General features: G+C 47.5%; 22 protein-coding genes, 2 tRNA genes and 2 rRNA genes. 15 read left to right on the forward strand and 11 right to left on the reverse strand.

The annotated features are described in order from the left end of the window. Positions 1 to 49 precede the first annotated feature (49 nt). From UM402_RS11100 to UM402_RS11115, 4 genes are all read right to left on the reverse strand, one after another. Positions 50 to 2933: ribosomal RNA gene (locus UM402_RS11100) — 23S ribosomal RNA — on the reverse strand. A 218-nt stretch (positions 2934 to 3151) separates the two neighbouring features. After that, positions 3152 to 3227 (reverse strand) — tRNA-Ala (locus UM402_RS11105). A 152-nt stretch (positions 3228 to 3379) separates the two neighbouring features. Continuing rightward, positions 3380 to 3456 (reverse strand) — tRNA-Ile (locus tag UM402_RS11110). Positions 3457 to 3522: 66 nt separating this feature from the next. After that, a 16S ribosomal RNA gene (locus tag UM402_RS11115) occupies positions 3523 to 5065 on the reverse strand. Together the 16S and 23S rRNA genes with 2 tRNA genes alongside form the textbook arrangement of a ribosomal RNA operon. 491 nt (positions 5066 to 5556) lie before the next feature. Between UM402_RS11115 and trmA the strand changes: the two genes are divergently transcribed. Next, positions 5557 to 6660: a tRNA (uridine(54)-C5)-methyltransferase TrmA gene (gene trmA, locus UM402_RS11120; RefSeq protein ID WP_058578393.1), complete on the forward strand. Its 1104-nt coding sequence runs from the start codon at positions 5557 to 5559 to the stop codon at positions 6658 to 6660. A 2-nt stretch (positions 6661 to 6662) separates the two neighbouring features. Here trmA and UM402_RS11125 read toward each other — a convergent pair whose 3' ends face one another. From UM402_RS11125 to efp, 3 genes are all read right to left on the reverse strand, one after another. Continuing rightward, complete coding sequence (locus tag UM402_RS11125) at positions 6663 to 7058, reverse strand: MerC domain-containing protein (RefSeq protein ID WP_053954301.1); 396 nt, start codon at positions 7056 to 7058, stop codon at positions 6663 to 6665. 141 nt (positions 7059 to 7199) lie between these two features. Continuing rightward, complete coding sequence (epmA, locus tag UM402_RS11130) at positions 7200 to 8171, reverse strand: EF-P lysine aminoacylase EpmA (RefSeq protein ID WP_058578394.1); 972 nt, start codon at positions 8169 to 8171, stop codon at positions 7200 to 7202. 9 nt (positions 8172 to 8180) lie between these two features. Beyond that, positions 8181 to 8750, reverse strand: a complete 570-nt coding sequence (gene efp / locus UM402_RS11135) for an elongation factor P (RefSeq protein ID WP_053954303.1) — start codon at positions 8748 to 8750, stop codon at positions 8181 to 8183. Between the two features lie 106 nt (positions 8751 to 8856). Here efp and epmB point away from each other — a divergent pair, with 106 nt between their 5' ends. Beyond that, complete coding sequence (gene epmB, locus UM402_RS11140; RefSeq protein WP_058578395.1) at positions 8857 to 9879, forward strand: EF-P beta-lysylation protein EpmB; 1023 nt, start codon at positions 8857 to 8859, stop codon at positions 9877 to 9879. A gap of 13 nt (positions 9880 to 9892) precedes the next feature. Next, positions 9893 to 10213, forward strand: a complete 321-nt coding sequence (locus tag UM402_RS11145; RefSeq protein WP_053954305.1) for a hypothetical protein — start codon at positions 9893 to 9895, stop codon at positions 10211 to 10213. On the opposite strand, the gene UM402_RS11150 is transcribed toward UM402_RS11145, so the two are convergent. The 3 genes from UM402_RS11150 to UM402_RS11160 all read right to left on the reverse strand — a co-directional run bounded on the left by UM402_RS11150 (position 10210) and on the right by UM402_RS11160 (position 12815). Further along, positions 10210 to 10710 (reverse strand): DUF3016 domain-containing protein, encoded by a 501-nt coding sequence (locus tag UM402_RS11150; RefSeq protein ID WP_058578396.1) that lies wholly within the window; start codon positions 10708 to 10710, stop codon positions 10210 to 10212. The two genes, UM402_RS11145 and UM402_RS11150, sit on opposite strands and share 4 nt — an antisense overlap. Before the next feature lie 116 nt (positions 10711 to 10826). Beyond that, positions 10827 to 12473, reverse strand: a complete 1647-nt coding sequence (gene groL, locus UM402_RS11155) for a chaperonin GroEL (protein WP_053954307.1) — start codon at positions 12471 to 12473, stop codon at positions 10827 to 10829. 51 nt (positions 12474 to 12524) lie between these two features. Next, positions 12525 to 12815 (reverse strand): co-chaperone GroES, encoded by a 291-nt coding sequence (locus UM402_RS11160; RefSeq protein WP_053954308.1) that lies wholly within the window; start codon positions 12813 to 12815, stop codon positions 12525 to 12527. Between the two features lie 172 nt (positions 12816 to 12987). Between UM402_RS11160 and cutA the strand changes: the two genes are divergently transcribed. The 12 genes from cutA (at position 12988) to UM402_RS11220 (ending at position 25465) form a co-directional block, all read left to right on the forward strand. Next, entirely contained in the window at positions 12988 to 13299 is a 312-nt protein-coding gene (gene cutA, locus UM402_RS11165) for a divalent-cation tolerance protein CutA (RefSeq protein ID WP_058578397.1), read from the forward strand. After that, the gene (locus UM402_RS11170) at positions 13296 to 15005 is read left to right on the forward strand and encodes a protein-disulfide reductase DsbD (RefSeq protein ID WP_058578398.1); all 1710 of its coding nucleotides are present in this window, start codon (positions 13296 to 13298) and stop codon (positions 15003 to 15005) included. Before cutA ends, UM402_RS11170 begins: the two co-directional genes overlap by 4 nt. 144 nt (positions 15006 to 15149) lie before the next feature. Continuing rightward, a complete protein-coding gene (gene aroQ, locus UM402_RS11175; RefSeq protein ID WP_058578399.1) occupies positions 15150 to 15614 on the forward strand; it encodes a type II 3-dehydroquinate dehydratase in 465 nt (154 codons plus the stop codon). Positions 15615 to 15622: 8 nt separating this feature from the next. Continuing rightward, a complete protein-coding gene (gene accB, locus UM402_RS11180) occupies positions 15623 to 16084 on the forward strand; it encodes an acetyl-CoA carboxylase biotin carboxyl carrier protein (RefSeq protein ID WP_053954312.1) in 462 nt (153 codons plus the stop codon). A gap of 20 nt (positions 16085 to 16104) precedes the next feature. Next, a complete protein-coding gene (gene accC / locus UM402_RS11185) occupies positions 16105 to 17454 on the forward strand; it encodes an acetyl-CoA carboxylase biotin carboxylase subunit (RefSeq protein ID WP_058578400.1) in 1350 nt (449 codons plus the stop codon). Positions 17455 to 17458: 4 nt separating this feature from the next. Next, the gene (gene prmA, locus UM402_RS11190) at positions 17459 to 18340 is read left to right on the forward strand and encodes a 50S ribosomal protein L11 methyltransferase (RefSeq protein ID WP_058578401.1); all 882 of its coding nucleotides are present in this window, start codon (positions 17459 to 17461) and stop codon (positions 18338 to 18340) included. A 124-nt stretch (positions 18341 to 18464) separates the two neighbouring features. After that, positions 18465 to 19436: a tRNA dihydrouridine synthase DusB gene (gene dusB, locus UM402_RS11195; protein ID WP_053954315.1), complete on the forward strand. Its 972-nt coding sequence runs from the start codon at positions 18465 to 18467 to the stop codon at positions 19434 to 19436. Between the two features lie 7 nt (positions 19437 to 19443). Beyond that, the gene (gene fis, locus UM402_RS11200; protein WP_053954316.1) at positions 19444 to 19737 is read left to right on the forward strand and encodes a DNA-binding transcriptional regulator Fis; all 294 of its coding nucleotides are present in this window, start codon (positions 19444 to 19446) and stop codon (positions 19735 to 19737) included. A gap of 74 nt (positions 19738 to 19811) precedes the next feature. Further along, positions 19812 to 21368 carry a bifunctional phosphoribosylaminoimidazolecarboxamide formyltransferase/IMP cyclohydrolase gene (gene purH, locus UM402_RS11205; RefSeq protein ID WP_058578402.1) on the forward strand — a complete coding sequence of 519 codons (1557 nt, stop codon included), beginning with the start codon at positions 19812 to 19814 and terminating at the stop codon, positions 21366 to 21368. An 86-nt stretch (positions 21369 to 21454) separates the two neighbouring features. Continuing rightward, the gene (locus tag UM402_RS11210; protein ID WP_058578403.1) at positions 21455 to 22318 is read left to right on the forward strand and encodes a class I SAM-dependent methyltransferase; all 864 of its coding nucleotides are present in this window, start codon (positions 21455 to 21457) and stop codon (positions 22316 to 22318) included. Between the two features lie 8 nt (positions 22319 to 22326). Next, positions 22327 to 23610 (forward strand): phosphoribosylamine--glycine ligase, encoded by a 1284-nt coding sequence (gene purD, locus UM402_RS11215; RefSeq protein WP_058578404.1) that lies wholly within the window; start codon positions 22327 to 22329, stop codon positions 23608 to 23610. Between the two features lie 70 nt (positions 23611 to 23680). Continuing rightward, entirely contained in the window at positions 23681 to 25465 is a 1785-nt protein-coding gene (locus UM402_RS11220) for a bifunctional diguanylate cyclase/phosphodiesterase (RefSeq protein WP_058578405.1), read from the forward strand. On the opposite strand, the gene maoP is transcribed toward UM402_RS11220, so the two are convergent. After that, on the reverse strand, positions 25462 to 25827 hold the full coding sequence (gene maoP, locus UM402_RS11225; protein ID WP_053954321.1) for a DUF413 domain-containing protein: 366 nt from the start codon (positions 25825 to 25827) through the stop codon (positions 25462 to 25464). The two genes, UM402_RS11220 and maoP, sit on opposite strands and share 4 nt — an antisense overlap. Between the last annotated feature and the right edge of the window lie 68 nt (positions 25828 to 25895).

A 25895-nucleotide genomic window follows, 5' to 3' on the forward strand; every position in this document is an offset into this window, starting at 1 on the left:
AGCAGAGTCGCTCGCTTGTGCGTAACGTCTCAAACAACTTCGGTGTTGTATGGTTAAGTCTCACGGGCAATTAGTACGGGTTAGCTCAACGCATTACTACGCTTCCACACCCCGCCTATCAACGTCGTCGTCTTCAACAACCCTTCAGAGCACTTAAAGTGCTAGTGAGAGCTTATCTCGAGGCTCGCTTCCCGCTTAGATGCTTTCAGCGGTTATCGATTCCGAACATAGCTACCGGGCAGTGCCATTGGCATGACAACCCGAACACCAGAGGTTCGTCCACTCCGGTCCTCTCGTACTAGGAGCAGCTCCTCTCAACTCTCAAACGCCCACGGCAGATAGGGACCGAACTGTCTCACGACGTTCTAAACCCAGCTCGCGTACCACTTTAAATGGCGAACAGCCATACCCTTGGGACCGACTTCAGCCCCAGGATGTGATGAGCCGACATCGAGGTGCCAAACACCGCCGTCGATATGAACTCTTGGGCGGTATCAGCCTGTTATCCCCGGAGTACCTTTTATCCGTTGAGCGATGGCCCTTCCATTCAGAACCACCGGATCACTATGACCTACTTTCGTATCTGCTCGACGTGTCTGTCTCGCAGTTAAGCTGGCTTCTGCCATTGCACTAACCGTACGATGTCCGACCGTACTTAGCCAACCTTCGTGCTCCTCCGTTACTCTTTGGGAGGAGACCGCCCCAGTCAAACTACCCACCAGGCACTGTCCACAACCCCGATAAGGGGCCTATGTTAGAACATCAAACATACAAGGGTGGTATTTCAAGGATGGCTCCACATCAACTAGCGCCAATGCTTCAAAGCCTCCCACCTATCCTACACATGTAGGTTCAATGTTCAGTGCCAAGCTGTAGTAAAGGTTCACGGGGTCTTTCCGTCTAGCCGCGGGTACACAGCATCTTCACTGCGATTTCAATTTCACTGAGTCTCGGGTGGAGACAGCGTGGCCATGGTTACACCATTCGTGCAGGTCGGAACTTACCCGACAAGGAATTTCGCTACCTTAGGACCGTTATAGTTACGGCCGCCGTTTACCGGGGCTTCGATCAAGAGCTTCGCATACGCTAACCCCATCAATTAACCTTCCGGCACCGGGCAGGTGTCACACCGTATACGTCCACTTTCGTGTTAGCACAGTGCTGTGTTTTTAATAAACAGTCCCAGCCACCTGGTCACTGCGACCGCCAACAGCTCATGACGAAAAGTCAATCACCATCAGCGGCGTACCTTCTCCCGAAGTTACGGTACTATTTTGCCTAGTTCCTTCACCCGAGTTCTCTCAAGCGCCTTAGTATTCTCTACCTGACCACCTGTGTCGGTTTGGGGTACGGTCAATGTTCATCTGAAGCTTAGAGGCTTTTCCCGGAAGCAGGGCATCAATGACTTCGCATCCGTAGATGCTCGTCTCGTGTCTCGGCCTTAAGGGTCCGGATTTTCCTAAACCCTCAGCCTACGCACTTTCACGCGGACTACCAACGCCGCGCTCACCTAGCCTTCTCCGTCCCCCCATCGCAATGAACATCGGTACAGGAATATTAACCTGTTTTCCATCGACTACGCGTTTCCGCCTCGCCTTAGGGGCCGACTTACCCTACCCTGATTAGCATGGGATAGGAAACCTTGGTCTTCCGGCGTGGGAGTTTTTCACTCCCATTATCGTTACTCATGTCAGCATTCGCACTTCTGATACGTCCAGCAGTCCTCTCGAACCACCTTCATCCGCTTACAGAACGCTCCCCTACCCAGCAACAAGTTGCTGCCGCAGCTTCGGTGTATGGCTTAGCCCCGTTACATCTTCCGCGCAGGCCGACTCGACTAGTGAGCTATTACGCTTTCTTTAAAGGGTGGCTGCTTCTAAGCCAACCTCCTAGCTGTCTGTGCCTTCCCACATCGTTTCCCACTGAGCCATAACTTTGGGACCTTAGCTGGCGGTCTGGGTTGTTTCCCTCTCCACGACGGACGTTAGCACCCGCCGTGTGTCTCCCGGATAGTACTCATTGGTATTCGGAGTTTGCATGGGGTTGGTAAGTCGGGATGACCCCCTAGCCCAAACAGTGCTCTACCCCCAATGGTATTCGTCCGAGGCTCTACCTAAATAGATTTCGGGGAGAACCAGCTATCTCCGGGCTTGATTAGCCTTTCACTCCTAGCCACAAGTCATCCCCTCATTTTTCAACATAAGTGGGTTCGGTCCTCCAATTGATGTTACTCAATCTTCAACCTGCTCATGGTTAGATCGCCCGGTTTCGGGTCTATACCTTGCAACTGAGCGCCCAGTTAAGACTCGGTTTCCCTACGGCTACCCTATTCGGTTAACCTTGCTACAAAATATAAGTCGCTGACCCATTATACAAAAGGTACGCAGTCACGGAACACGTCCGCTCCTACTGCTTGTACGTACACGGTTTCAGGTTCTATTTCACTCCCCTCGCCGGGGTTCTTTTCGCCTTTCCCTCACGGTACTGGTTCACTATCGGTCAGTTGGGAGTATTTAGCCTTGGAGGATGGTCCCCCCATATTCAGTCAAGATAACACGTGTCCCGACCTACTCGTTTTCACGTTTCATGCGCCTTCACATACCGGGCTATCACCGTCTATGGCTCTGCTTCCCAACAGATTCTGTTAGCACATGTAACGCTTAAGGGCTGCTTCCCGTTCGCTCGCCGCTACTAGGGAAATCTCGGTTGATTTCTTTTCCTCCGGGTACTTAGATGTTTCAGTTCTCCGGGTTCGCCTCCTGGCACCTATTTTATTCAGTGCCGGATACTGAGCAAGCTCAGTGGGTTGCCCCATTCGGAAATCCATGACTCAAGTGGCTCTTACTGCCTCGTCATGGCTTATCGCAAGTTAGTACGTCCTTCATCGCCTCCAACTGCCTAGGCATCCACCGTGTACGCTTAGTCACTTAACCATACAACCCGAAGGTGTCTGGACTACATGACCAAGATTGTTTGTTCTCGCTGTACACAAGTTCGATACGCCTCTACCTTACGGTTTGTTCAAGTAGAGTGGCATTTCTTACTTTATTTACAATCAGCTTTCCATGTTGTTAAAGAGCGTGTAACACGAAGTTACCGGTAAATGTTCTTAACCAAGAACACTTAACGCTAACGGTTACCAGAGAAGAAGTGGTGGAGCCAAGCGGGATCGAACCGCTGACCTCCTGCGTGCAAGGCAGGCGCTCTCCCAGCTGAGCTATGGCCCCAATCATGGGCGTTTCGACCACCCCCGATAAGGACATTTCAAGTAAGGCAAAGCCTGAGTCTTGAAATGTTTTTGAGTGGCTGGCAAGGCGGAAAGGCGCGACGCATAGCCTGCTATGCGAGTGACTTTCCAACGCTGTCCAGGCGCTCAAAATGGTGGGTCTGGGCAGACTTGAACTGCCGACCTCACCCTTATCAGGGGTGCGCTCTAACCAGCTGAGCTACAGACCCAGTTTTCTTCTCTTCTAATATCAAGCCTGCAAACTGTGTGAGCACTCACGTCCGTTCGCAATAATGTAAGGAGGTGATCCAGCCGCAGGTTCCCCTACGGCTACCTTGTTACGACTTCACCCCAGTCATGAACCACACCGTGGTGATCGTTCTCCCGAAGGTTAAACTAACCACTTCTGGTGCAGCCCACTCCCATGGTGTGACGGGCGGTGTGTACAAGGCCCGGGAACGTATTCACCGTGGCATTCTGATCCACGATTACTAGCGATTCCGACTTCATGGAGTCGAGTTGCAGACTCCAATCCGGACTACGACGCACTTTATGAGATTCGCTTACCTTCGCAGGTTCGCTGCCCTTTGTATGCGCCATTGTAGCACGTGTGTAGCCCATCCCGTAAGGGCCATGATGACTTGACGTCGTCCCCACCTTCCTCCGGTTTATCACCGGCAGTCTCCCCAGAGTTCCCACCATTATGTGCTGGCAACTAAGGATAAGGGTTGCGCTCGTTGCGGGACTTAACCCAACATCTCACAACACGAGCTGACGACAGCCATGCAGCACCTGTCTCAGTGTTCCCGAAGGCACTAATCCATCTCTGGAAAATTCACTGGATGTCAAGGGATGGTAAGGTTCTTCGCGTTGCATCGAATTAAACCACATGCTCCACCGCTTGTGCGGGCCCCCGTCAATTCATTTGAGTTTTAACCTTGCGGCCGTACTCCCCAGGCGGTCAACTTAGTGCGTTAGCTGCGTTACTCACGTCTTAATGACACGAACAACTAGTTGACATCGTTTACGGCGTGGACTACCAGGGTATCTAATCCTGTTTGCTCCCCACGCTTTCGTACCTCAGCGTCAGTCTCTGACCAGGTGGCCGCCTTCGCCACCGGTATTCCTTCCAATATCTACGCATTTCACCGCTACACTGGAAATTCTACCACCCTCTTCAGGACTCTAGCGTGCCAGTTCTAAATGCTATTCCCAGGTTGAGCCCGGGGCTTTCACATCTAGCTTAACACACCGCCTACGTACGCTTTACGCCCAGTAATTCCGATTAACGCTTGCACCCTCCGTATTACCGCGGCTGCTGGCACGGAGTTAGCCGGTGCTTCTTCTGTGGCTAACGTCAACTGTGATAGCTATTAACTATCACCCTTTCCTCACCACTGAAAGTGCTTTACAACCCGAAGGCCTTCTTCACACACGCGGCATGGCTGCATCAGGGTTTCCCCCATTGTGCAATATTCCCCACTGCTGCCTCCCGTAGGAGTCTGGGCCGTGTCTCAGTCCCAGTGTGGCTGATCATCCTCTCAGAACAGCTAGGGATCGTCGCCTTGGTGAGCCTTTACCCCACCAACTAGCTAATCCCGCTTGGGCTCATCTTTAGGTGTGAGGCCCGAAGGTCCCCCACTTTGGTCCGTAGACATTATGCGGTATTAGCCACCGTTTCCAGTGGTTGTCCCCCGCCTAAAGGCAAATTCCCAAGTCTTACTCACCCGTCCGCCGCTCGTCAGCAGAGAAGCAAGCTTCTCTCTGTTACCGCTCGACTTGCATGTGTTAGGCCTGCCGCCAGCGTTCAATCTGAGCCATGATCAAACTCTTCAATTAAAAGTAGTTCAATCAACTCAATGAATTACGCGTCTTTGCTTAGCTTCATTAATGAAACCTTGCTGAACACTCATTCAAAAGTTGCAATACATATTTCTGTTTTGCGTAACTTCTGCAAGTGCCCACACAGTTTGCTTGGCTTGATATAATTTTTAAAGAGCGTTTCTCAGCAGCCTTGGCTGCGAGAGGTGCGTATTCTACACACCGTGTGTTTTCCGTCAATACTTTTTTGAAAAAAGATGTTTTAGAAAACTTAGGTTTTCGGCGGCTTCGTTGCCTGCCTCGAACGTGGAGCGCATTTTAGAGATTTAACTCGCACCGTCAAGCGCTTTTTATACCTTTTTAACTGTTTTTCTCTCGACCGTTCAGTATTCGTTCAAATGTAATCAAGAGTTAACATTTTATGCGTTAAATCTGAGCAAAACTTGGTAGTTAATAGTTTCGGTGCGTAAAATAGAGGAATAAACGAAACTTAAGCAACAGCGGATACTATGACGTACAAAAAGATTGATACAACAAACTACCCAGAGCAGTTCCGACACAAAGAAGAAAGTTTAATAAAGAAATTGTCGAAATTTGGGGTACAGCAATTAGATACTTTCGAGTCACCCAGGAAACACTACCGTATGCGTGCTGAGTTTCGTGTTTGGCATGAGGGCGATGATCTCTATTACATCATGTTCAACCCGGAAACGCGGGAAAAAATCCGAATGGGCGAATTTTTACCGGGTAGCGAGTTAATTAATCGCCTAATGAAACAACTAATAGAAAAGCTAAAACCTAATCCAATACTCAGGAACAAGCTTTTTCAAGTCGACTTTCTTACAACCACAACGAACCAAGCAGTTATCTCTTTGCTTTATCATCGCCCCCTGGATGACGAATGGGAAAAAGAAGCCACAGCTTTACGTGAAGAATTTAAAGAGTCGGCGGATATTAATATTATTGGTCGTGCTCGTAAGCAAAAACGCGTTTTGTTTGACGACAGTGTCATCGAGCACGTCAATGTCGGAAATAAAACCTACCAATCGATTCAAACCGAAAATAGCTTTACCCAGCCCAATGCAAGAATTAACGAAGCGATGATTGGTTGGGTCAAACAGCATATTGGGCAAAATGACCACGACTTATTAGAGCTGTACTGCGGTAACGGCAACTTCACCCTACCTTTAGCAGAAAACTTCCAGCGAGTCTTAGCCACGGAAATTAGTAAAAGCTCGGTAGCGTCTGCCCGGAGAAGTGCTGAGCTGAATAACATTGAAAACGTCACCATTGTTCGTATGTCTGCTGAAGAGTTTACTGAAGCGCTAAATGGTGAGCGGTCATCTCGTCGCGCTGATGAGGCTGACATTAAAAGCTTTGACTGCAAAACCGTGTTGGTTGATCCGCCTCGCGCCGGGCTTGATGCTGAAACACTGAAAATGGTGTCGGCTTATTCCAGAATTATCTACATTTCCTGCAACCCAGATACATTAGCAGAGAACTTAGATTATTTAACGGAAACTCATGAGATTATTGCCGCCGCTATGTTTGATCAATTTCCATATACTGATCATGTAGAAACGGGGGTCGTACTTAAGGCTAAAGCTGACTAGCTTTACAGCGGTTGCTGAGAAGAGGTAAAAGCCAACTTTTTAATAAGGCGTAAGTTTGATACGTGAGCGTATATTATCAAGCCTGCGCCAAATAGAATAATGACGGGTTCACCCCAATGACCAAGCACGTCTCGCTGTGAATAAATAGCCGCACCTAACAGTAGGAGCGTTAACAGATTCCAGTTACCGTGTTTGCGAGCGCCACTGACTAATGACCAAAGCCCAACAAATACACTCAGGCCAAGAATGGTATTTTCAAGCGCATCTTCACCGATGAATGCTAAACCCGCCATCGCTAATAATGGCAAGATAAGAGGCAGCAATAGGCAGTGGATAGCACATAATGTGGTAATCCAGATTCCTGCTTTGTCTAAGTTTTGGGGCGTATTAGCCTGCATAAAACGTTCTGCCTTACTCTTTATTACTGAATGAATTTATTGAACTCATCATCTAACTGACGTGTTATATTATAACATACGCGTTTATTATCCAAGACAGATCATCTAAATTTTGATTTAAGACAGAGTTATTGCTGGTTTTTAGGCGTTGTTAGTCGTGAAAGGAAGCACTTCGCTAATGTGCTTGGCACCGGATTTTATCATTAGGAGCCTATCGAAACCTAAAGCGACACCGGCACAGTCGGGTAAACCGGATTCCAAAGCTGAAATTAGTCGCTTGTCCGCCGCCATCTGCGGCTGCTTGTTTGCCACTCGGTGTCGATTGTCGTCTTGAAAGCGCCTTGTCTGCTCAACAGCATCGGTCAATTCGTGATAACCATTGGCAAGCTCGACACCTTGATAATAAACCTCAAACCGTTTTGCGACTCGTGGGTCAGACTCATCCACTCGAGCTAGTGCAGCTTGTTCTAAAGGAAAGCGCGTTACACATTGCGGCACGTTTTTAGTAAAAGTTGGTTCAATACATTCCGAGAAAGCTACTTGTAATATAGTGGACGCATCAGTTTCTTTTTGCATCCAGTCAGTCAGCGCAGGAACGCTCTCTAAATGTTGTCTTATGCCCTCAATGCCGTCCGGCGTCAAAGGATCCAACTTTAGCGTCTCCAGAAAACACTGTTGGTAGCTACGCTCAACGATCGGCGGAGCGCCGCAGGTTTCCGACAACAACTGAGAGACTTCATTAATAAGCGCGTTATCGTCAAAGCCAATACGGTACCACTCGAGTAAAGTAAACTCGGGATTATGATACCGACCAACTTCATCGTCCCGAACCACATGACTGAGCTGGTAAATGTCTTGTTGGTAAGCTGCGACAAGCCGCTTCATTGCAAATTCAGGCGAGGTTTGTAAATAGAGGGTGTTTGTACCAGACGGAAGAGGCTGACTAAACTCGGTAGACAGGTTTTTTAGATGGACGTCAGTAACACCATACTGGGAAAGTAAGTGGGTATCGACTTCAGTCACACCACGATTTTCAAAAAACTGGCGCACTGACTTAAATAGGTCAGCCCGCTGTTGCAGCATGCTCCAACTTGCGTCAGGGCGCCAGCTCATTATTCAAACTTACTTCTGAACGCGTGAAACGTATTCGCCAGAGCGCGTATCCACTTTGATCACTTCACCAATTTGCACGAACAACGGCACTCGAACAACGGCACCAGTGCTTAATGTTGCCGGTTTACCACCTGTTCCCGCGGTATCGCCTTTTAAGCCCGGGTCTGTTTCGGTAATTTCCAATTCAACAAAGTTTGGTGGCTGTACACTGATTGGCTTTCCTTCCCATAAAATCAATGTGCACACGTCCTGTTCAACCAACCATTTTTCCGCATCGCCAACAGCCTTAGCGTCAGCAGGCACCTGTTCAAACGTTTCATTGTTCATGAAGTGCCAGAACTCACCGTCGTTGTATAAATAAGATAACTCAAGCTCGATAACGTCAGCACCCTCAACTGACTCGCCCGACTTAAAGGTTTTCTCTACCACTTTTCCGCTAATTAACTTACGGATTTTTACGCGGTTAAATGCTTGACCTTTACCAGGCTTAACCATCTCATTTTCGACGATCGAGCATGGCTCGCCGTCTTGCATGATTTTTAAACCACCTTTGAATTCACTTGTACTGTAATTTGCCATAACGACATTTTCCTTGCTTAAACCATCATTATTTGCGCGCAATAATAAAACAAAATGACTTTATTTTCAGGTAAAATACGAACTTTGTTGAGTATAGGGAGGTCGCATGACCGAAAATTCAGTGTCCGTCAGTCCACGAGCTGATTGGCTCTACGAATTAAAAAAGTCATATACCCGACCTGAAGACTTGCTATCAGCCTTGCAGCTGGACGACAGCGCGTATGCTGACGATATTAAAGCACGGCAACTATTCTCCATGCGAGTGCCACGCCCCTTCGTTCAACAAATGAACATTGGCGACCCTAATGACCCTTTGCTGCGGCAGGTACTTCCTCTTGTAGACGAATTTAGAGTCGAACCGGGGTTCCATAAAGATCCGCTCGACGAGCAAAGCTCTCCGGCTAATGGTCTGCTGCATAAATATCACGGACGGGTTTTATTAATCCTGCAAGGCGGATGTGCCGTTAATTGCCGCTATTGTTTTCGCCGGCACTTTCCCTATGACGAGTTAACCATTAGTCAGCGGCAAATTGATGACACGCTAGACTACATAAAACAGAATCCAGAAGTTAACGAAGTTATTTTAAGTGGCGGTGACCCACTAATGGCGAAAGACGAGAGGCTACATAAACTCGTGCAGGAGTTAGAAGCTTTACCTCAGCTGACTCGTTTACGCATTCACAGCCGGCTGCCCGTGGTTATTCCGTCCAGGCTGACCGACGAGCTATTAACGTCTTTAAGCCAAAGCCGATTACAAGTCGTGTTAGTAATACACGCGAATCACGCGAACGAGATTTCTAATGATTTGTCCGCCGCTTTAAAGAAATGGCATAACGCTGGCATACACGTGCTGAATCAAAGCGTTTTGCTAAAAGGAGTTAACGATAGTTCGGATGCACTTTGCCGCCTGAGTGAAACGCTCTTTCGTGCAAACGTGTTACCCTATTATCTGCACCAGCTGGATAAGGTTGAAGGCGCCAGCCATTTTGAAGTGAGTGACGACAAAGCCCAACAACTATGGCTGGACATGACGCAACAGTTACCCGGCTTTTTAGTTCCTAAGCTTGTTCGGGAGCAAGCTCGCAAACCCAGTAAAACAGCCATAATGCCCGATGGCTTAACAACATAATGAAGGATGATTCATGAGCGACAGCTTTGACAGTGTTGAACAGAAAATTCAGGAGCACCTGCAAGTTCTCTATAGACAGGTCGTCGATGCCGATCAATATCTAGATGATATGCGTCAACAGGGTAAGGCCAAGTTCCAGGGAGTGTTTGCCGAGCAGACAATTTTCAAAAGTAAAGGCAATAAGTTTCAGCCTTACTTAAATGAAATCACTGAAAACTTTGAAGCCTGGAAACAAAACCAAAGTGATGAAGAGCTACTGCAGCTACTAGTTCAGCAACTACAGCTTATGACTGAAACTCTGGCGCGACTTAAAAGTATTCGCCAGGCCGGTTAACTCTTTTCGCCCAAGGTTTCGTTGAACCAGCGGGTTAACATTTCTTTTTCAAAATACAAATCGTCGCGACGTTTTACCGAAGCCAGGCTGTCATAGTTAAAGCCCATGTTCTTTAACTTCTCCTGGCCTTCTTTTATCACTTCGCCGCTACTGTCCGTTAGCTGATAATTAAAGCTGATACGTGGAAAGTCTATTTCACGAACAATACGCACATAATTAGACGTTGACCGCCCAAACGTTGGCTCCAAACGGCCGGTTAAGTCGACATTGGTTACAACCATATGCAGCTTTTGCCCATCAGGTAGCTCACCGGCTAACTGATGAATATGCTCAGTCAACTGCTCTTTCACTTTTTCCTGATAACGCTCTTCGTTGCTGTTAGCCGGTTTAAAGTCAGTATATTTATCAACACCTTCCCATTTCACTTCGGCTTCTCCAGCAAAGGAAAAAGCACTAAAGGAGATAGTCATTAATACCACTAAACTACGAATACGCATGCTTATTCCTCCATCATACGCTTTGCTTATACAGCCTTAGAGTACGCAATGCTAAAAAAATTCCATAAAAAAAGGGAGCCAGTGCAGGCTCCCTTTTTCAGGCGTTTAAGCGCGCATCACATCATGCCGCCCATTCCGCCCATGCCACCCATGTCGCCGCCAGGCATTCCGCCAGCATTGTCATCTTGTGGGATGTCAGCAATCATAGCTTCGGTAGTAATCATTAACGCACCTACTGAAGAAGCAAACTGCAGCGCTGAACGAGTCACTTTGGTTGGATCCAAAATACCCATTTCCAGCATATCGCCGTACGTATCGTTACCCGCGTTGTAACCGTAGTTACCTTCGCCGTCACGTACGTTGTTAGCAACAACAGAAGCTTCTGCACCAGCGTTGGTTGCGATTTGACGCAGTGGCGCCTCCATTGCACGCAATGCTAAACGAATACCGACGTTCTGTTCTTCGTTGTCGCCGCGTAATTCACCCAGTTTGCTTGCTGCACGAACCAGTGCAACACCACCACCTGGGACAACGCCTTCTTCAACCGCAGCGCGAGTCGCGTGCAGAGCGTCTTCAACGCGCGCTTTCTTCTCTTTCATCTCAACTTCGGTCGCAGCACCTACTTTAATGACTGCAACACCACCAGCTAACTTAGCCAGACGTTCTTGCAGTTTTTCGCGGTCATAGTCAGAAGTGGTTTCTTCCATTTGCTGTTTGATTTGCGTTACACGGCCTTCGATAGCGGCGTCGTCGCCATTACCGTCAACAACAGTGGTGTTATCTTTAGTGATAACAATGCGCTTCGCTGTACCTAAGTCTTCCAGCTGAGTTTTCTCCAACTCCATGCCGATTTCTTCAGAAACAACAGTACCACCTGTCAATACTGCGATGTCTTGCAGCATTGCTTTACGACGGTCACCGAAACCAGGCGCTTTAACGGCTGCAACTTTAACAATGCCGCGCATGTTGTTTACAACCAAGGTTGCCAACGCTTCGCCTTCAACGTCTTCAGCGATGATCAGCAATGGTTTACCTGCTTTAGAAACACCTTCTAATACCGGTAGTAATTCACGGATGTTAGAGATTTTCTTGTCAACCAACAGGATGAATGGGTTATCCAGTTCAACTGAACCGCTTTCCTGATTGTTGATGAAGTAAGGAGACAGGTAACCACGGTCGAACTGCATACCTTCAACAACATCCAGCTCGTCAGTCAGTGCCTGACCTTCTTCAACGGTGATAACGCCTTCCTGACCAACTTTGTCCATCGCTTCAGCGATGATTTGACCAATAGTATGGTCAGAGTTCGCAGAAATGGTACCTACCTGCGCAATGGCTTTGCTGTCTGCGCATGGCTGAGAAATTTTCTTCAGCTCTTCAACGGCAGCGATAACCGCTTTGTCGATACCACGTTTTAGATCCATTGGGTTCATGCCCGCAGCTACCGCTTTTAAACCTTCGTTTACAATAGCTTGCGCCAATACGGTCGCAGTAGTTGTACCGTCACCAGCTTCGTCATTTGCTTTAGACGCCACTTCTTTGACCATTTGTGCGCCCATGTTCTCGAACTTGTCTTCCAGCTCGATTTCTTTTGCAACTGACACACCATCTTTAGTGATGTTCGGCGCACCGAATGACTTATCTAAAACAACATTACGACCTTTAGGGCCTAAAGTTACTTTTACTGCGTCAGCCAGTACGTTGACGCCTTTCAGCATTTTTTGACGCGCTGTGTTACCAAACTTAACTTCTTTAGCTGCCATGTTTGCTTTCCTCTTAAATAGGGTTTAACGATTTATGCGTTTGGGTTTGGCTTATTCTTCGATAGCCAAAATGTCGCTTTCGCTCATAATCAGGTACTCTTCACCGTCGATTTTCTCGGTTTTGACACCGTAACCTTCGTTGAACAGAACCTTGTCGCCGGCTTTTACGTCCAGCGCACGCACTTCACCGTTATCCAAAATACGGCCATTACCTACAGCGACGACTTCACCGCGTGTAGATTTTTCTGCCGCAGAACCAGTCAGAACAATGCCGCCTGCCGATTTAGCTTCGACTTCGATGCGTTTAATAATGACTCGATCGTGTAAAGGACGAAGTTTCATTGGTGATAACTCCTCAACCTATGTTGTTAGTGGTAAATACCCCTTTGGGGCGTGTTAAAAACGTTGTGCTCAATAAATGGGGGAAATTTTTGTCTTATCAAGGGGGGCAGATAAAAATTTTTTATGGTAATTTTGCTGCTCAATTGAATAACGCAATGATACAGGTGTTTCCATGGTCAAACTCTTCTATTGCACAACCGATAGTCAGTCGTCCGCTAATGAGTTAGCCGCATCGATTGTGGAACAGCAATTGGCCGCCTGCGTTAATATCATCCCGGGCATTACCTCGGTGTATCATTGGGATAACGAAATTCAGCACGATCAAGAATGGCTGCTACTTATTAAAACCACAGGCGACATGTCTGAGGCTCTCAAAGAAGCAATAATGAAGATACACCCGTACGATTCACCAGAGCTTATCAGTGTCGATGTTACCGACGGCTTACCCGATTATCTACAATGGGTTCAGGATACCGTAAAATGATAAAATCGCTGTTCCAGGCCGCTCTAGCATTGTTGTTGATAGTCGCAGCGACATTACCCGCTACCGCGACACAAAGTCCATTCGCCAGTAATAACCAAGAGTTTTTACCGGTCGACGAAGCCTTTGACTTTAGTAGCGACGTTGATGGCAAAACAGTAACTGTCAGTTGGTTAATTGCGCCAAACTACTATTTGTATCAACACCGCTTTTCGGTGGTTCCAAAGAACGCCTTAGCTAGTGAGTTAAACTTCCCTGAAGCAGAGTCTCATCACGACGAATTTTTCGGCAAGTCTTTTATCTACCGAGAGTATGCAGAGCTTACCTTCGAGCTAAGCGAAGACTACTCCGGCCAAAAAATTACCATTCAGTATCAGGGCTGTGCTGATGCGGGGCTATGTTATCCGCCGACCCAGAAAACCATAACGCTTGACGTTAGCGCCGAAGCTGACGCTAGTCCGGTAAACGGAACAAGCTCCAATGATTCCTTGTTTGGTATTGGCGAGCAGTCACTTGTGGTGACTCTTCTTCTGTTCTTTGCCTTGGGTATAGGTTTAGCATTTACCCCTTGTGTCTTCCCTATGTATCCGATTCTGTCGGGCGTTGTCCTGGGAAACCGTCAGCGCACCTGGCGTAATACGTTATGGATGTCCTTTATTTATGTGCAAGGTATGGCTATCACCTATTCGTTATTAGGCCTGGTCGTTGCGCTCGCAGGCATGCAATACCAAGCCTATTTTCAGCACCCAGCGGTTCTCATTGTTTTAGCAGTATTGTTCACCGCGTTCGCGTTAAGTATGTTTGGTGTGTTTACCTTACAACTTCCCATTAGCTGGCAGTCTCGACTGCAGCAGTTTAGCGGTCAACAAAAAGGAGGTAGCCCCTTAGGTGTATTCATTATCGGCGCCATCTCCGGATTAGTAGCCTCTCCCTGCACAACGGCACCTCTTTCCGGCGCTTTACTCTTTATTGCACAATCAGGCGATATCGTTAACGGAGCGGCAATACTCTATGCATTAAGTTTAGGTATGGGTGTGCCCCTTATTCTGTTCGGTCTCAGCGGCGGTAAGCTGCTACCTAAAGCTGGCGCCTGGATGACCGTCGTAAAACAGGTTTTTGGCTGGTTACTGCTTGCTGTCACACTGTTCTTAATCGAGCGTTTACTACCAACCCATATAAGTATGTGGCTCTGGGTATTCTACTTTGTGATTGCCGCCGGTGCGTTAATTGCCGCCATTAGTCGAATTACCTCAGTGAAATCGACCGTTATTTCATTAATCGTTTTATCGAGCCTGGCTACCATTGGGGTTTACTGGCAAGTGAATAAAGCTCAGTTAGAGCAGCAAAGTCATGGCTTATTTAAGCAAGTGAGTACTCTTGAAGACATTCAGCGTGAGATAACGCAGAGCGATGAATGGGTCATGCTGGATTTATACGCTGACTGGTGTGTTGCCTGCAAAGAGTTTGAGCAGTACACCTTTTCTGACGCCAACGTACAAAAACACTTTGAGGGCATGCATTTGATACAGGCTGACGTGACTGCCAATAACCAGCAGGACATCGCTATACTGAATCACTACAAAGTACTGGGTCTGCCAACCATTTTGTTCTTTTCACCCAGCGGCGAAGAGCAGAAAACATACCGTGTAACGGGCTTTAAAAACGCTGAAGACTTTAAAAAGCACCTTGAAAACATGCTAAATGAGTAATTTTGCGCCTAAATGCTCTGATAAGACCAGTAAAGTGCTGCATTCCTGTCATTTTTGCCTATAATACGGAAAATAAGAACTCACATTAGAAGTTACTGTCTACAATAGTTAGTTTTCAGTGATTTCGAAGCAGATGGCGGCATAATGGCGAAACCTTCTCATATATTAGTGCTAAATGGCCCAAATCTTAACCTGCTAGGTTCGCGGGAGCCCTCGATTTATGGTCATAAAACGCTCTCCGATATTCAGCAGGACTTGAACAGTATCGCCAAAGCAGAAGAGGCAGAGCTGACCTTTAAGCAATCAAACGCCGAACATCAACTGATTGGCTGGATACAGCAAGCAGCAGAATCTGACGTTGATTACATCATCATCAACCCTGCGGCTTACGCTCACACCAGCGTTGCAATAAGAGATGCACTATTAGCCACTGCTATTCCATTTATTGAAGTACACATTTCCAATATTTATCGCCGTGAGTCATTCCGGCATCACTCGTATTTAGCGGACGCCGCAACCGGCGTTATTTGCGGCTTAGGACCTTCAGGTTATGAGTACGCTTTGAAGGCCGCTTTACAGCATTTAAATAACAACGACATTGAAAGGTAAGCGTTAGCATGGACATTCGTAAAATTAAGAAATTGATTGAACTGGTTGAAGAGTCAGGCGTGGCTGAGTTAGAAATCACTGAGGGTGAAGAGTCGGTCCGTATTAACCGATACAGCGCTCAGGCTGCACCAGCGCCCGTTCAGTACGCTCCGCAACCAGCACCTCAGGCGGCGCCTCAAGCTCAGTCAGCACCAGCTGCTGCCGATAGTGCTGAAGCACCCAGTGAAGAAATATCCGGTCATATCGTTCGCTCACCCATGGTGGGAACGTTCTACGAAGCGCCTTCACCTGATGCTAAGCCATTTGTCACTGTGGGCTCACAAGTCAACGCCGGCGAAACACTGTGCATCGTTGAAGCAATGAAAATGATGAATCAAATTGAAGCAGACAAGTCCGGTGTTGTGAAACAAATTCTGGTCGAGAACGAAGAGCCAGTTGAGTTTGATCAGCCACTATTTGTTATCGAATAAAGTAACCGCAGGAATTTGTCATGTTAGATAAAGTGGTCATAGCCAACCGCGGCGAAATTGCACTGAGAATTTTGCGAGCTTGTAAAGAGCTTGGCATTAAGACGGTTGCGGTTCACTCGACGGTCGACAGAAATTTAAAGCACGTACTGCTTGCTGATGAAGCCATTTGTATTGGTAAAGCACCGGCGAATGAAAGCTATTTGAACATACCAAGAATTATTAGCGCTGCAGAAATTACCGACTCAGCCGCCATTCACCCAGGATACGGCTTCCTTGCTGAGAATGCAGACTTCGCTGAGCAAGTTGAACAATCAGGTTTCGTTTTCGTGGGACCAACAGCAGACGTTATTCGCCTGATGGGCGATAAAGTCTCAGCGATAAAAGCCATGAAAAAAGCGGGTGTTCCTTGTGTTCCAGGGTCAGACGGACCTCTGGACGACAATGATGAGCGCAATATTAAACTCGCCAAGCGCATTGGTTACCCAATTATTATTAAAGCGGCCGGCGGCGGCGGTGGTCGCGGTATGCGCGTTGTGCGTCAAGAAAGCGAGTTACTAAGCGCCATTAGTATGACTCAGAATGAAGCAAGAGCGGCTTTCGGGAACCCCGTTGTTTATATGGAGAAGTTCCTGGAAAACCCTCGCCACGTAGAGGTTCAGGTTCTTGCCGACGGCCAGGGCAACGCTATTCATTTAGGCGAGCGAGACTGCTCTATGCAGCGTCGCCACCAGAAAGTGGTCGAAGAAGCGCCAGCCCCAGGTATTACGCCAGAAATGCGTAAGTTCATTGGTGAGCGCTGTGCCAAGGCCTGTATAGAAATTGGCTATCGCGGTGCTGGTACTTTTGAGTTCTTATATGAAAACGGCGAGTTCTACTTCATTGAGATGAACACCCGTATTCAGGTGGAGCACCCAGTCACCGAAATGGTTACCGGTATCGACCTTATTAAAGAGCAGCTGCGCATTGCTGCTGGTCGACAGCTTTCTATCAGCCAGGAAGATGTGGTTATTCGTGGCCATGCTATAGAGTGCCGCATTAACGCAGAGGACCCAGACACCTTTGTGCCGTCGCCAGGACAAATCACCCGATTCCACCCGCCGGGAGGTTTCGGTGTGCGCTGGGACTCTCATGTTTATGCAGACTACAAAGTGCCACCTAATTACGATTCAATGATTGGTAAGCTCATTACTTACGGTGAAAACCGCGATATTGCTATCGCACGTATGCGCAATGCGTTAAATGAGCTCATTATTGAGAACATTAAAACCAACGTACCTCTGCAAAAAAGCATCATGGCGGATGAAAACTTCCAGCATGGTGGTACCAACATTCACTACTTAGAGAAAAAGCTCGGTATGGGCGGTCATTAACAGAATGGCCTGGATACAACTCACCCTCTCCAGTAGTGAAGAGCATGCGCCGCGTGTCGGCGACATGCTCATGGGCAATGGCGCTCAAGCGGTCACCTACCGTGACGGCGCCGATACACCTATTTTTGAACCCAGACCGGGCGAAGTGACATTATGGCAAAACACTCTAGTAACGGGGTTGTTTGACGCTGAGGCTGATATTAAGTCGGTTGTCACTAACTTGGAAAAGTCGTCGATTTTACCGACCCCGCTTCAATACAAAACCGATGCGCTTGAAGACAAAGACTGGGAACGTGAGTGGATGGATAACTTCCACCCTATCCAGTTTGGCGAGCGCCTTTGGATTTGCCCTAGCTGGCGCGATATTCCTGACCCGTCAGCAGTAAATATCTTGCTTGATCCAGGCATGGCGTTTGGTACTGGGACGCATCCAACGACGGCTATGTGCCTGCGATGGCTTGACGCTAACCCACCAAAAGATAAGACCACCTTAGACTTTGGCTGTGGCTCCGGTATTTTGGGTATTGCTGCACTCTTGTTTGATGCGAAGCACGCTATTGGTATCGACATTGACCAACAGGCGCTTATCGCCACTAAAGACAATGCCGAGCGCAATGGTGTCAGCAGCAAATTCGACGTATTCCTGCCAAGCGAGCAACCACAAACACAGGTCGACTTAGTCCTAGCCAACGTGCTCGCCGGACCACTCAGAGAGTTGTCGGACACCATACTGGCATTTGTTAAACCCGGTGGTCAGCTCGTACTTTCTGGAATTTTGGAACGTCAAGTCAGCGATGTAATGCAAGCCTACCAGCCTGACATAAAATTCGACACGCCCGTCATAGACGGCGACTGGGCAATGCTCAGCGGTACTCGAGTTGGTTAACAAGCGTTCGCTTTGTCAATAGTAAAAAGTTAAAAAAAGACTCAAATTGCGTAATAAATAGCCTTTTCTTTATTGCGCAAATTCCATAAAATTCTCTCCCCTTTCGCTGAGTAGTTTTTAACCGATGCGGATTGGTCCATATCAACTCGACAATCAGGTCATTTTAGCTCCCATGGCCGGAGTTACTGATCAGCCCTTTCGTCAGCTGTGTTACAGCAAAGGGGCAGGTTTGACAGTGTCTGAAATGCTGTCCAGTAACCCGAAAGTGTGGAAAACCGGGAAGTCCAGGCAACGCATGGACCACTCGGGTGAATTAGGTATTCGCGCCGTGCAAATTGCAGGCTCCGAGCCTTCTTTAATGGCAGAAGCGGCCAAAGTGAATGTCGATATGGGCGCTCAAATTATTGACATCAATATGGGCTGCCCAGCGAAGAAAGTGAATAAAAAAATGGCAGGCTCTGCGCTGATGCAATACCCGGAGCTTGTTGAAGAGATACTGACAGCCGTGGTTTCAGCTGTCGATGTTCCGGTCACGTTAAAAACCCGTACCGGTTGGAACCGGGACAATAAAAATGGCATTGAAATAGCAAAAATTGCCGAACGTTGTGGTATACAATCGCTCGCAGTGCATGGTCGAACAAGAGCCTGTATGTACAAAGGCGAAGCCGAATACGACACCATACGAGCGGTAAAGGAAGCGGTTTCAATCCCTGTCATTGCTAATGGTGATGTTCGTACACCACAGCAAGCACAACAGGTTTTAGCTTATACCGGTGCTGACGCAATAATGATAGGACGTGGTGCGCAAGGAAACCCTTGGTTATTCAGGGAAATAAGCCATTTCCTGGAAACCGGCGAAGAATTAGCGCCACCGTCAATATCGGAAGTCGCGGAAACAACGATTAATCACGTTGAACAGCTGCATCAATTTTACGGCAGCTTTCAAGGTGTTCGAATAGCCAGAAAACATGTTGGTTGGTACTTGAAAGAACAAGCCAGCAACGATGAATTCCGGCAAGTATTTAATCGCCTGGAAGACGCCAGCGAGCAACTCCAGGCACTTGAAGATTATTTTGTCACTGTAGAGAAGAGATAAGCGTATTATGTTTGATCAAAACCCTAATCGTGAGAATGTATCTCCCCTGACCACTATCGGAAATAACGCTCAGCCTAAGCCGCTGCGTGACTCCGTAAAGCAAGCACTGCACAGCTTCCTGCGCCAGCTTGACGGTCAGGACCCAGAAGAGCTGTATGAACTGGTGCTTTCAGAAGTAGAGGCACCATTACTTGAAGAGGTCATGACTTACACCCGGGGTAATCAAACCCGCGCCGCGACCATGCTAGGCATTAACCGCGGCACATTACGCAAAAAGCTGAAAAAATACGGCATGAACTAATACGATTTTTGGGCGCCTTTTGGCGCCCTTTTTTTATGGCTTAAAAAAGTAACTTAGAACAGAAAGGCAAAACCATGGAAAACCGTCCTATTCAACGCGCGTTAATCAGTGTTTCAGATAAAACAGGCATTGTTGAGTTTGCTCAGGCGTTAGCAGCGAAAAATATTGAAATTCTCTCTACAGGTGGCACTGCTAAACTTTTGCGCGACTCTGGCTTAACCGTTATTGATGTCTCTGAGCATACAGGTCAAACGGAAATTATGGGCGGTCGTGTGAAAACGCTGCACCCGAAAGTTCATGGCGGCATTTTAGGTCGACGAGACATTGATCAGGACGTTATGCAGGAGCAAGACATTGCGCCTATCGACATGGTGGTAGTCAACCTATACCCATTTGCCGAAACGGTAGCGAAAGAAGGCTGTACTTTAGAAGACGCCATAGAGAACATCGATATTGGCGGTCCAACCATGGTTCGCGCAGCAGCTAAAAACCATAAAGATGTCACTATAGTAGTTAATGCGTCTGACTATGACCGTGTTTTAAATGAGATTAATGACAGCGGTAGTGTCAGCTACAACACCCGTTTTGATCTAGCGGTTGCTGCGTTTGAACACACAGCCCAATACGACGGTATGATAGCAAACTACTTAGGCCAGCAGCTCAGCGACAATGACTTTGCGCGCACCTTGAACTTGCAAGTATCTAAGAAGCAAGACTTGCGTTACGGTGAAAACTCGCATCAATCGGCAGCTTTCTACACTGAGCGTAATGCGCCTGAAGGTAACGTGTCTACAGCAAAGCAGCTACAAGGCAAAGCACTGTCTTTTAATAATATTGCCGATACCGACGCAGCGTTGGAGTGTGTGAAAAGTTTCGCAGAGCCTGCATGCGTCATTGTAAAACACGCTAACCCTTGCGGCGTTGCCATTGGCGAGTCTATTACCGACGCTTACGATAGAGCCTTTAAAACCGACCCAACCTCTGCTTTTGGTGGCATCATTGCGTTTAACCGCGAACTGGATGAAACGACAGCAACGGCTATTGTTGAGCGCCAGTTTGTCGAAGTTATTATTGCACCAAGCGTTAGCGATGCCGCGAAAGAAGCCGTCTCCGGTAAGAAGAATGTACGTTTGCTTGAGTGCGGCCAGTGGGCTGACTCTGGCACTCAGCTCGACTATAAGCGAGTCACCGGCGGCTTATTGGTACAAGATACCGACACTCAGGACTTTAACGAAGACGAACTGAAAGTCGTTAGCAAGGTTCAGCCAACCGAAGAACAAATGACGGACTTAATGTTCTGCTGGAAAGTGGCGAAGTTTGTTAAGTCAAATGCCATTGTTTATGCCAAAGACGGTATGACCATTGGAGTTGGCGCTGGGCAAATGAGTCGGGTTTACAGTGCAAAAATTGCCGGCATTAAAGCCGCTGATGAAGGTCTTCAAGTCGAAGGGTCAGTCATGGCGTCTGACGCATTCTTCCCATTCCGGGACGGAATCGATGCTGCCGCTGAAGCGGGCATTAAAGCCATTATTCAACCCGGTGGGTCTATTCGCGACGACGAAATTATAGCGGCCGCAGACGAGCACGGTATTGCCATGGTCTTTACCGGAATGCGCCATTTCCGCCATTAATGCGTAGTGATAAGTGATGTTATTTGCTGCCCCGACGATTCGGGGCTAATCTTTACAAACACTTATAAAAACGAAGAGGCAGTTATATGAAATATTCTGCAATCGCATTATCCATGGTTTCTCTTTTAGCATTGTCTGCCTGTGACAGTGGTCCGAAGTCGTCGGCACCGGCAAGCACAGAGCAAGGCGCACCTATCACTTTAGAAAGCGCAGTTAACCACGAGGATCGCACGCCTGCGTATGTTGAGCGTGATCAGTTCCGCCATCCAAAAGAAACTCTAGAGTTTTTTGAACTTGAACCTTCGATGACCGTTGTCGAAATATGGCCAGGCGGTGGTTACTACAGCGAAATTCTGGCGCCATACCTCGCTGACAAAGGTACATTTTACGCTGCACATTTTCCGGAAGATACACAAAGCGACTATTACCAGCGTTCACTTAATAAATTTAAAGAACGCCTCACCAGCGAAGCCGTGTTCGGCAATGTTGAGCTGACTCAGTTTGCCCCTTTGACACCATTGGAAACTGATATTGCACCACCAAACAGCGCTGATCGCATACTGACCTTCCGTAACTTACACAACTGGTACATGAGCGGCGGCGAAGAGGCAGTACTAAGCGCTTTTCGTCAGTTCCACCAAGCGCTAATTCCTGACGGAATTTTAGGGGTGGTCGACCATCGGTTGCCTGAAAGTGCCGATGACGGCGCAATGGAAAACAGCGGCTATATAAAAGAAAGCTGGGTCATCGATCTTGCTGAACAGGCGGGCTTTGAGCTAGTCGAAAGCAGTGAGATTAATGCAAATCCGAAAGATACAGCGGACCATCCTAACGGTGTTTGGAACTTACCTCCAACACTCAATGTAGAAGATGGTGATGACGCTGAAATTTATAAAGCTATCGGTGAGAGCGACCGATTCACACTGAAGTTTAGAAAACCCGTAGAATAAGGATACTCATGAAAGTTTTGGTTGTTGGCGGCGGAGGCCGTGAACACGCACTGGCGTGGAAAGCATCACAGTCCTCACAAGTAGACTGTGTGTTCGTAGCTCCTGGCAATGCAGGAACTGAACGTGAGCCAAACCTCACAAACGTTGATATTGCGGCCGAAGACATCGACGGCCTGCTTAACTTTGCCAAACAGGAAAACATCGGGCTGACCATTGTTGGGCCTGAAGCACCTCTTGTCGCCGGCATTGTCGACAAATTTACTGAAGCTGGCTTAGCCGCTTTTGGTCCTACAGCTAAAGCCGCTCAGCTGGAAGGGTCTAAAGCGTTCAGTAAGGACTTCCTGCAACGTCACAAGATTCCAACCGCCGACTACCAAAACTTCACAGAAGTAGAACCTGCAAAAGCTTATGTTGCTGAAAAAGGCGTGCCTATTGTCATCAAAGCAGACGGCTTAGCAGCCGGTAAAGGCGTTATTATCGCTGAAACCCTGGAGCAAGCTAACGCAGCGATAGACGATATGCTGGCAGGCAACCGCTTTGGTGACGCAGGTCACCGCGTGGTCATTGAAGAGTTTTTAAAAGGCGAAGAAGCGTCGTTTATTGTGATGGTTGACGGTGAACGCGCAATACCCTTTGCATCAAGTCAGGACCATAAGGCTCGTGACAATGGCGATACCGGCCCGAACACCGGTGGTATGGGCGCCTATTCTCCAGCGCCGGTCGTTTCTCCGGCTATTCATGACTGGGTAATGCGCCATGTTATTAAGCCAACCGTTGACGGAATGGCGGCTGAAGGTGCACCTTATAAAGGCTTCTTATACGCTGGGTTAATGATTGCGGAAGATGGTACATCCAAGGTGCTCGAATACAACTGTCGTTTTGGGGACCCGGAAACACAGCCAATTATGATGCGCCTTAAGTCAGACTTAGTTGAGCTATGTCTGCAAGCAGTCGAGGGCAAATTAAACCAAGCACCTATCGAGTTCGATGAGCGCGCGGCGGTAGGCGTCGTCATGGCTGCAGGTGGTTACCCTGAAAGCTACCATAAAGGCGACGTTATTCACGGTTTACCGGACGCTGAACTGGAGAACCAAAAGGTTTTTCACGCCGGTACCAAAATGAACGACGGAAACGTAGTTACCAGCGGAGGTCGCGTTCTTTGCTGCACCGCACTTGGCAAAACCGTAACCGAAGCTCAAAGCCTCGCATACCAACTGGTTGATAATATTAGCTGGGACAATGTCTACTTCCGCACAGATATTGCCCACAGAGCCATTAAACGCGAAAGCTAAAACCCACCTCCTGTCATAACACCGTCATAAAAAGGACTTATCATCCGTGGTGTTTATGACAGGAGGCTTTATGTCAACGAGCGATAACCGCCGGGCACTCATTTCACTCATTGATAATCAACAATTGTATCCCCTCTTTCAACCTGTTGTTGATACTACCCGCGGTTGTGTGATTGGTCATGAATCCCTTATTAGGGGGCCTAAAGGCCATGTCCTGGAATTTCCCGACAAACTGTTCGCGGTTGCTCACGAAAGCGATTTACTCTCAGAACTTGAGCTTGCCTGTCGTTACGCCGCGATAAAAGAATTTCAGCGTCGAGATATGACCGGCAAACTGTTTTTAAACGTAAACCCCAACGTTTTAAAAGATGACTCTCACCCTCATGGTTCAACATTACGACTGTCACAACAACTGGGGCTCGATCCTCACCAAATTGTTATAGAAATTTCCGAACGCTACCCGATAGAAGATACCGAGAACCTAAAAGAAGCTATTATTCATTATCGTCAGTTAGGCTTTATGATTGCCATTGACGACTTAGGTGCCGGCTATTCTGGCTTAAAGCTTTGGTCTGAACTGCATCCTGATTACGTTAAAATTGACCGCTACTTCATTCAGGATATTCACGAATCATCAGTTAAAAGAGAGTTTGTTCAAAGTATCTTGTCGTTGGCAAAGAACATAAGAACTAAGGTTATTGCTGAGGGTATTGAAACCAGCGATGAACTTGAACAACTTCACGCTTTAGGCATTAAACATTGTCAGGGCTACTTGCTTGGTCGTCCCGAAAAATTACCTGTGGATAAGGTTCAACCGTCACTCTTAAACACCTATAAGCCAGTAAAAGCCGGTTATAATGAGACTATCGCCAGCGTTGTTAATTCACTGGAAATTATTGCTGATGATGAACCGGCACTAGAGGCACTGAACCGCTTTACCAAAAATGCGGCTTTGTCGTTACTTCCTGTCACCCGACACGAGCAAGTAGTCGGCGTAATCAGGCGAGAAAAATTATTGGAGCGTTTTTCCGGATCGTATGGGCATGCACTGAACGCAAATAAGCTTGTTGCTCATATAATGGAAAAAGAGCCTATTGCTGTCGATTGGCAAGCTTCGCTGGAAGACGTCAGCCAGTTAATAACCGAACATGAAGAGGCTGACGTTTATCAACATATTATTGTTACCCGTAATAGCAGATATTATGGCGTAGCCTCTATAAAAAGCTTACTGCGAAAAATAACAGAGCTAAAAATTAATGATGCTCGGCACGCTAACCCGTTGACTCAGCTCCCCGGAAACGTAGCTATCAATCGTGTTATTAACGAAAAGCTGAGAAATCAAAGTCGGTTTAGTGTCGCCTACTTCGATTTAAACCACTTTAAGCCCTACAACGATATTTACGGCTACGAGCAAGGTGACCAAGTGATAAAATGGGTCGCCCAATTACTGCAAAAAAGCCTTACAGGATGCAGTAACTTCGTCGGTCATATTGGTGGCGATGATTTCGTCGTAATATTTGAACACTCAGCTGGAAATAGTGAAATCGTTGAAAAAAGCTGCCAAAAAGTTGTAGAGCTGTTTGACAGAGACGTTATTCAATTTTATCAAGAGGAACACATAGAACTCGGCGGTATTAAAGCGGTTAACCGAGAAGGTCACCCGACGTTCTTCTCTTTATTGAGCATTGCCGTTGGTATTGTCAGCCCAGACGCTAGACTTTGTGACTCACACCACGACGTTGCTTTACTTGCAACTGAGGCAAAAAAAGAAGCGAAGCGCTTTGGCGGCAGCCATTGCTATCAATGCCACCGCCAGGCGCCCAGACGATTAAAACTCGTCAGCTCACGCTCTTAGTCTTCGACTATCAGGTCGTCTTCTGTGTCAGACGATGAGCCTAATGAGTCATCCGCAAACTTACCTTTGCCATACATACTGGCGACTTTAGGACGGTGAATACGCGCCTGATATTTGGCCCAGGCTTTTTCAACCGGGGTAGCAGGCGCTTGCTCGCCTTTTGCAGCAGCCAGTAAGTCGATATCCTCTTGAGAAGTCGGTTTAAACTCTCCATTAAGCATGGCGGTAATTAAACAACCGTAGTGTGTCAATGCATCGCTTTCCCGGATAGAAAAATCGCCCGAACGAGCGAAGCCATAAGGGTAGTTTCTGAAATCGTTAAACGGTTTCTTCAATAATAACTCTCGGGTAATAATGGTCATGATAAGCCCTTCCTACAGACTAAAACCGAACAAAAAGCCTGTCGTTATTTACGACAAAAACGATATAG

This window comes from Idiomarina sp. OXR-189 (assembly GCF_034373425.1).
GTDB lineage: Bacteria > Pseudomonadota > Gammaproteobacteria > Enterobacterales > Alteromonadaceae > Idiomarina > Idiomarina zobellii.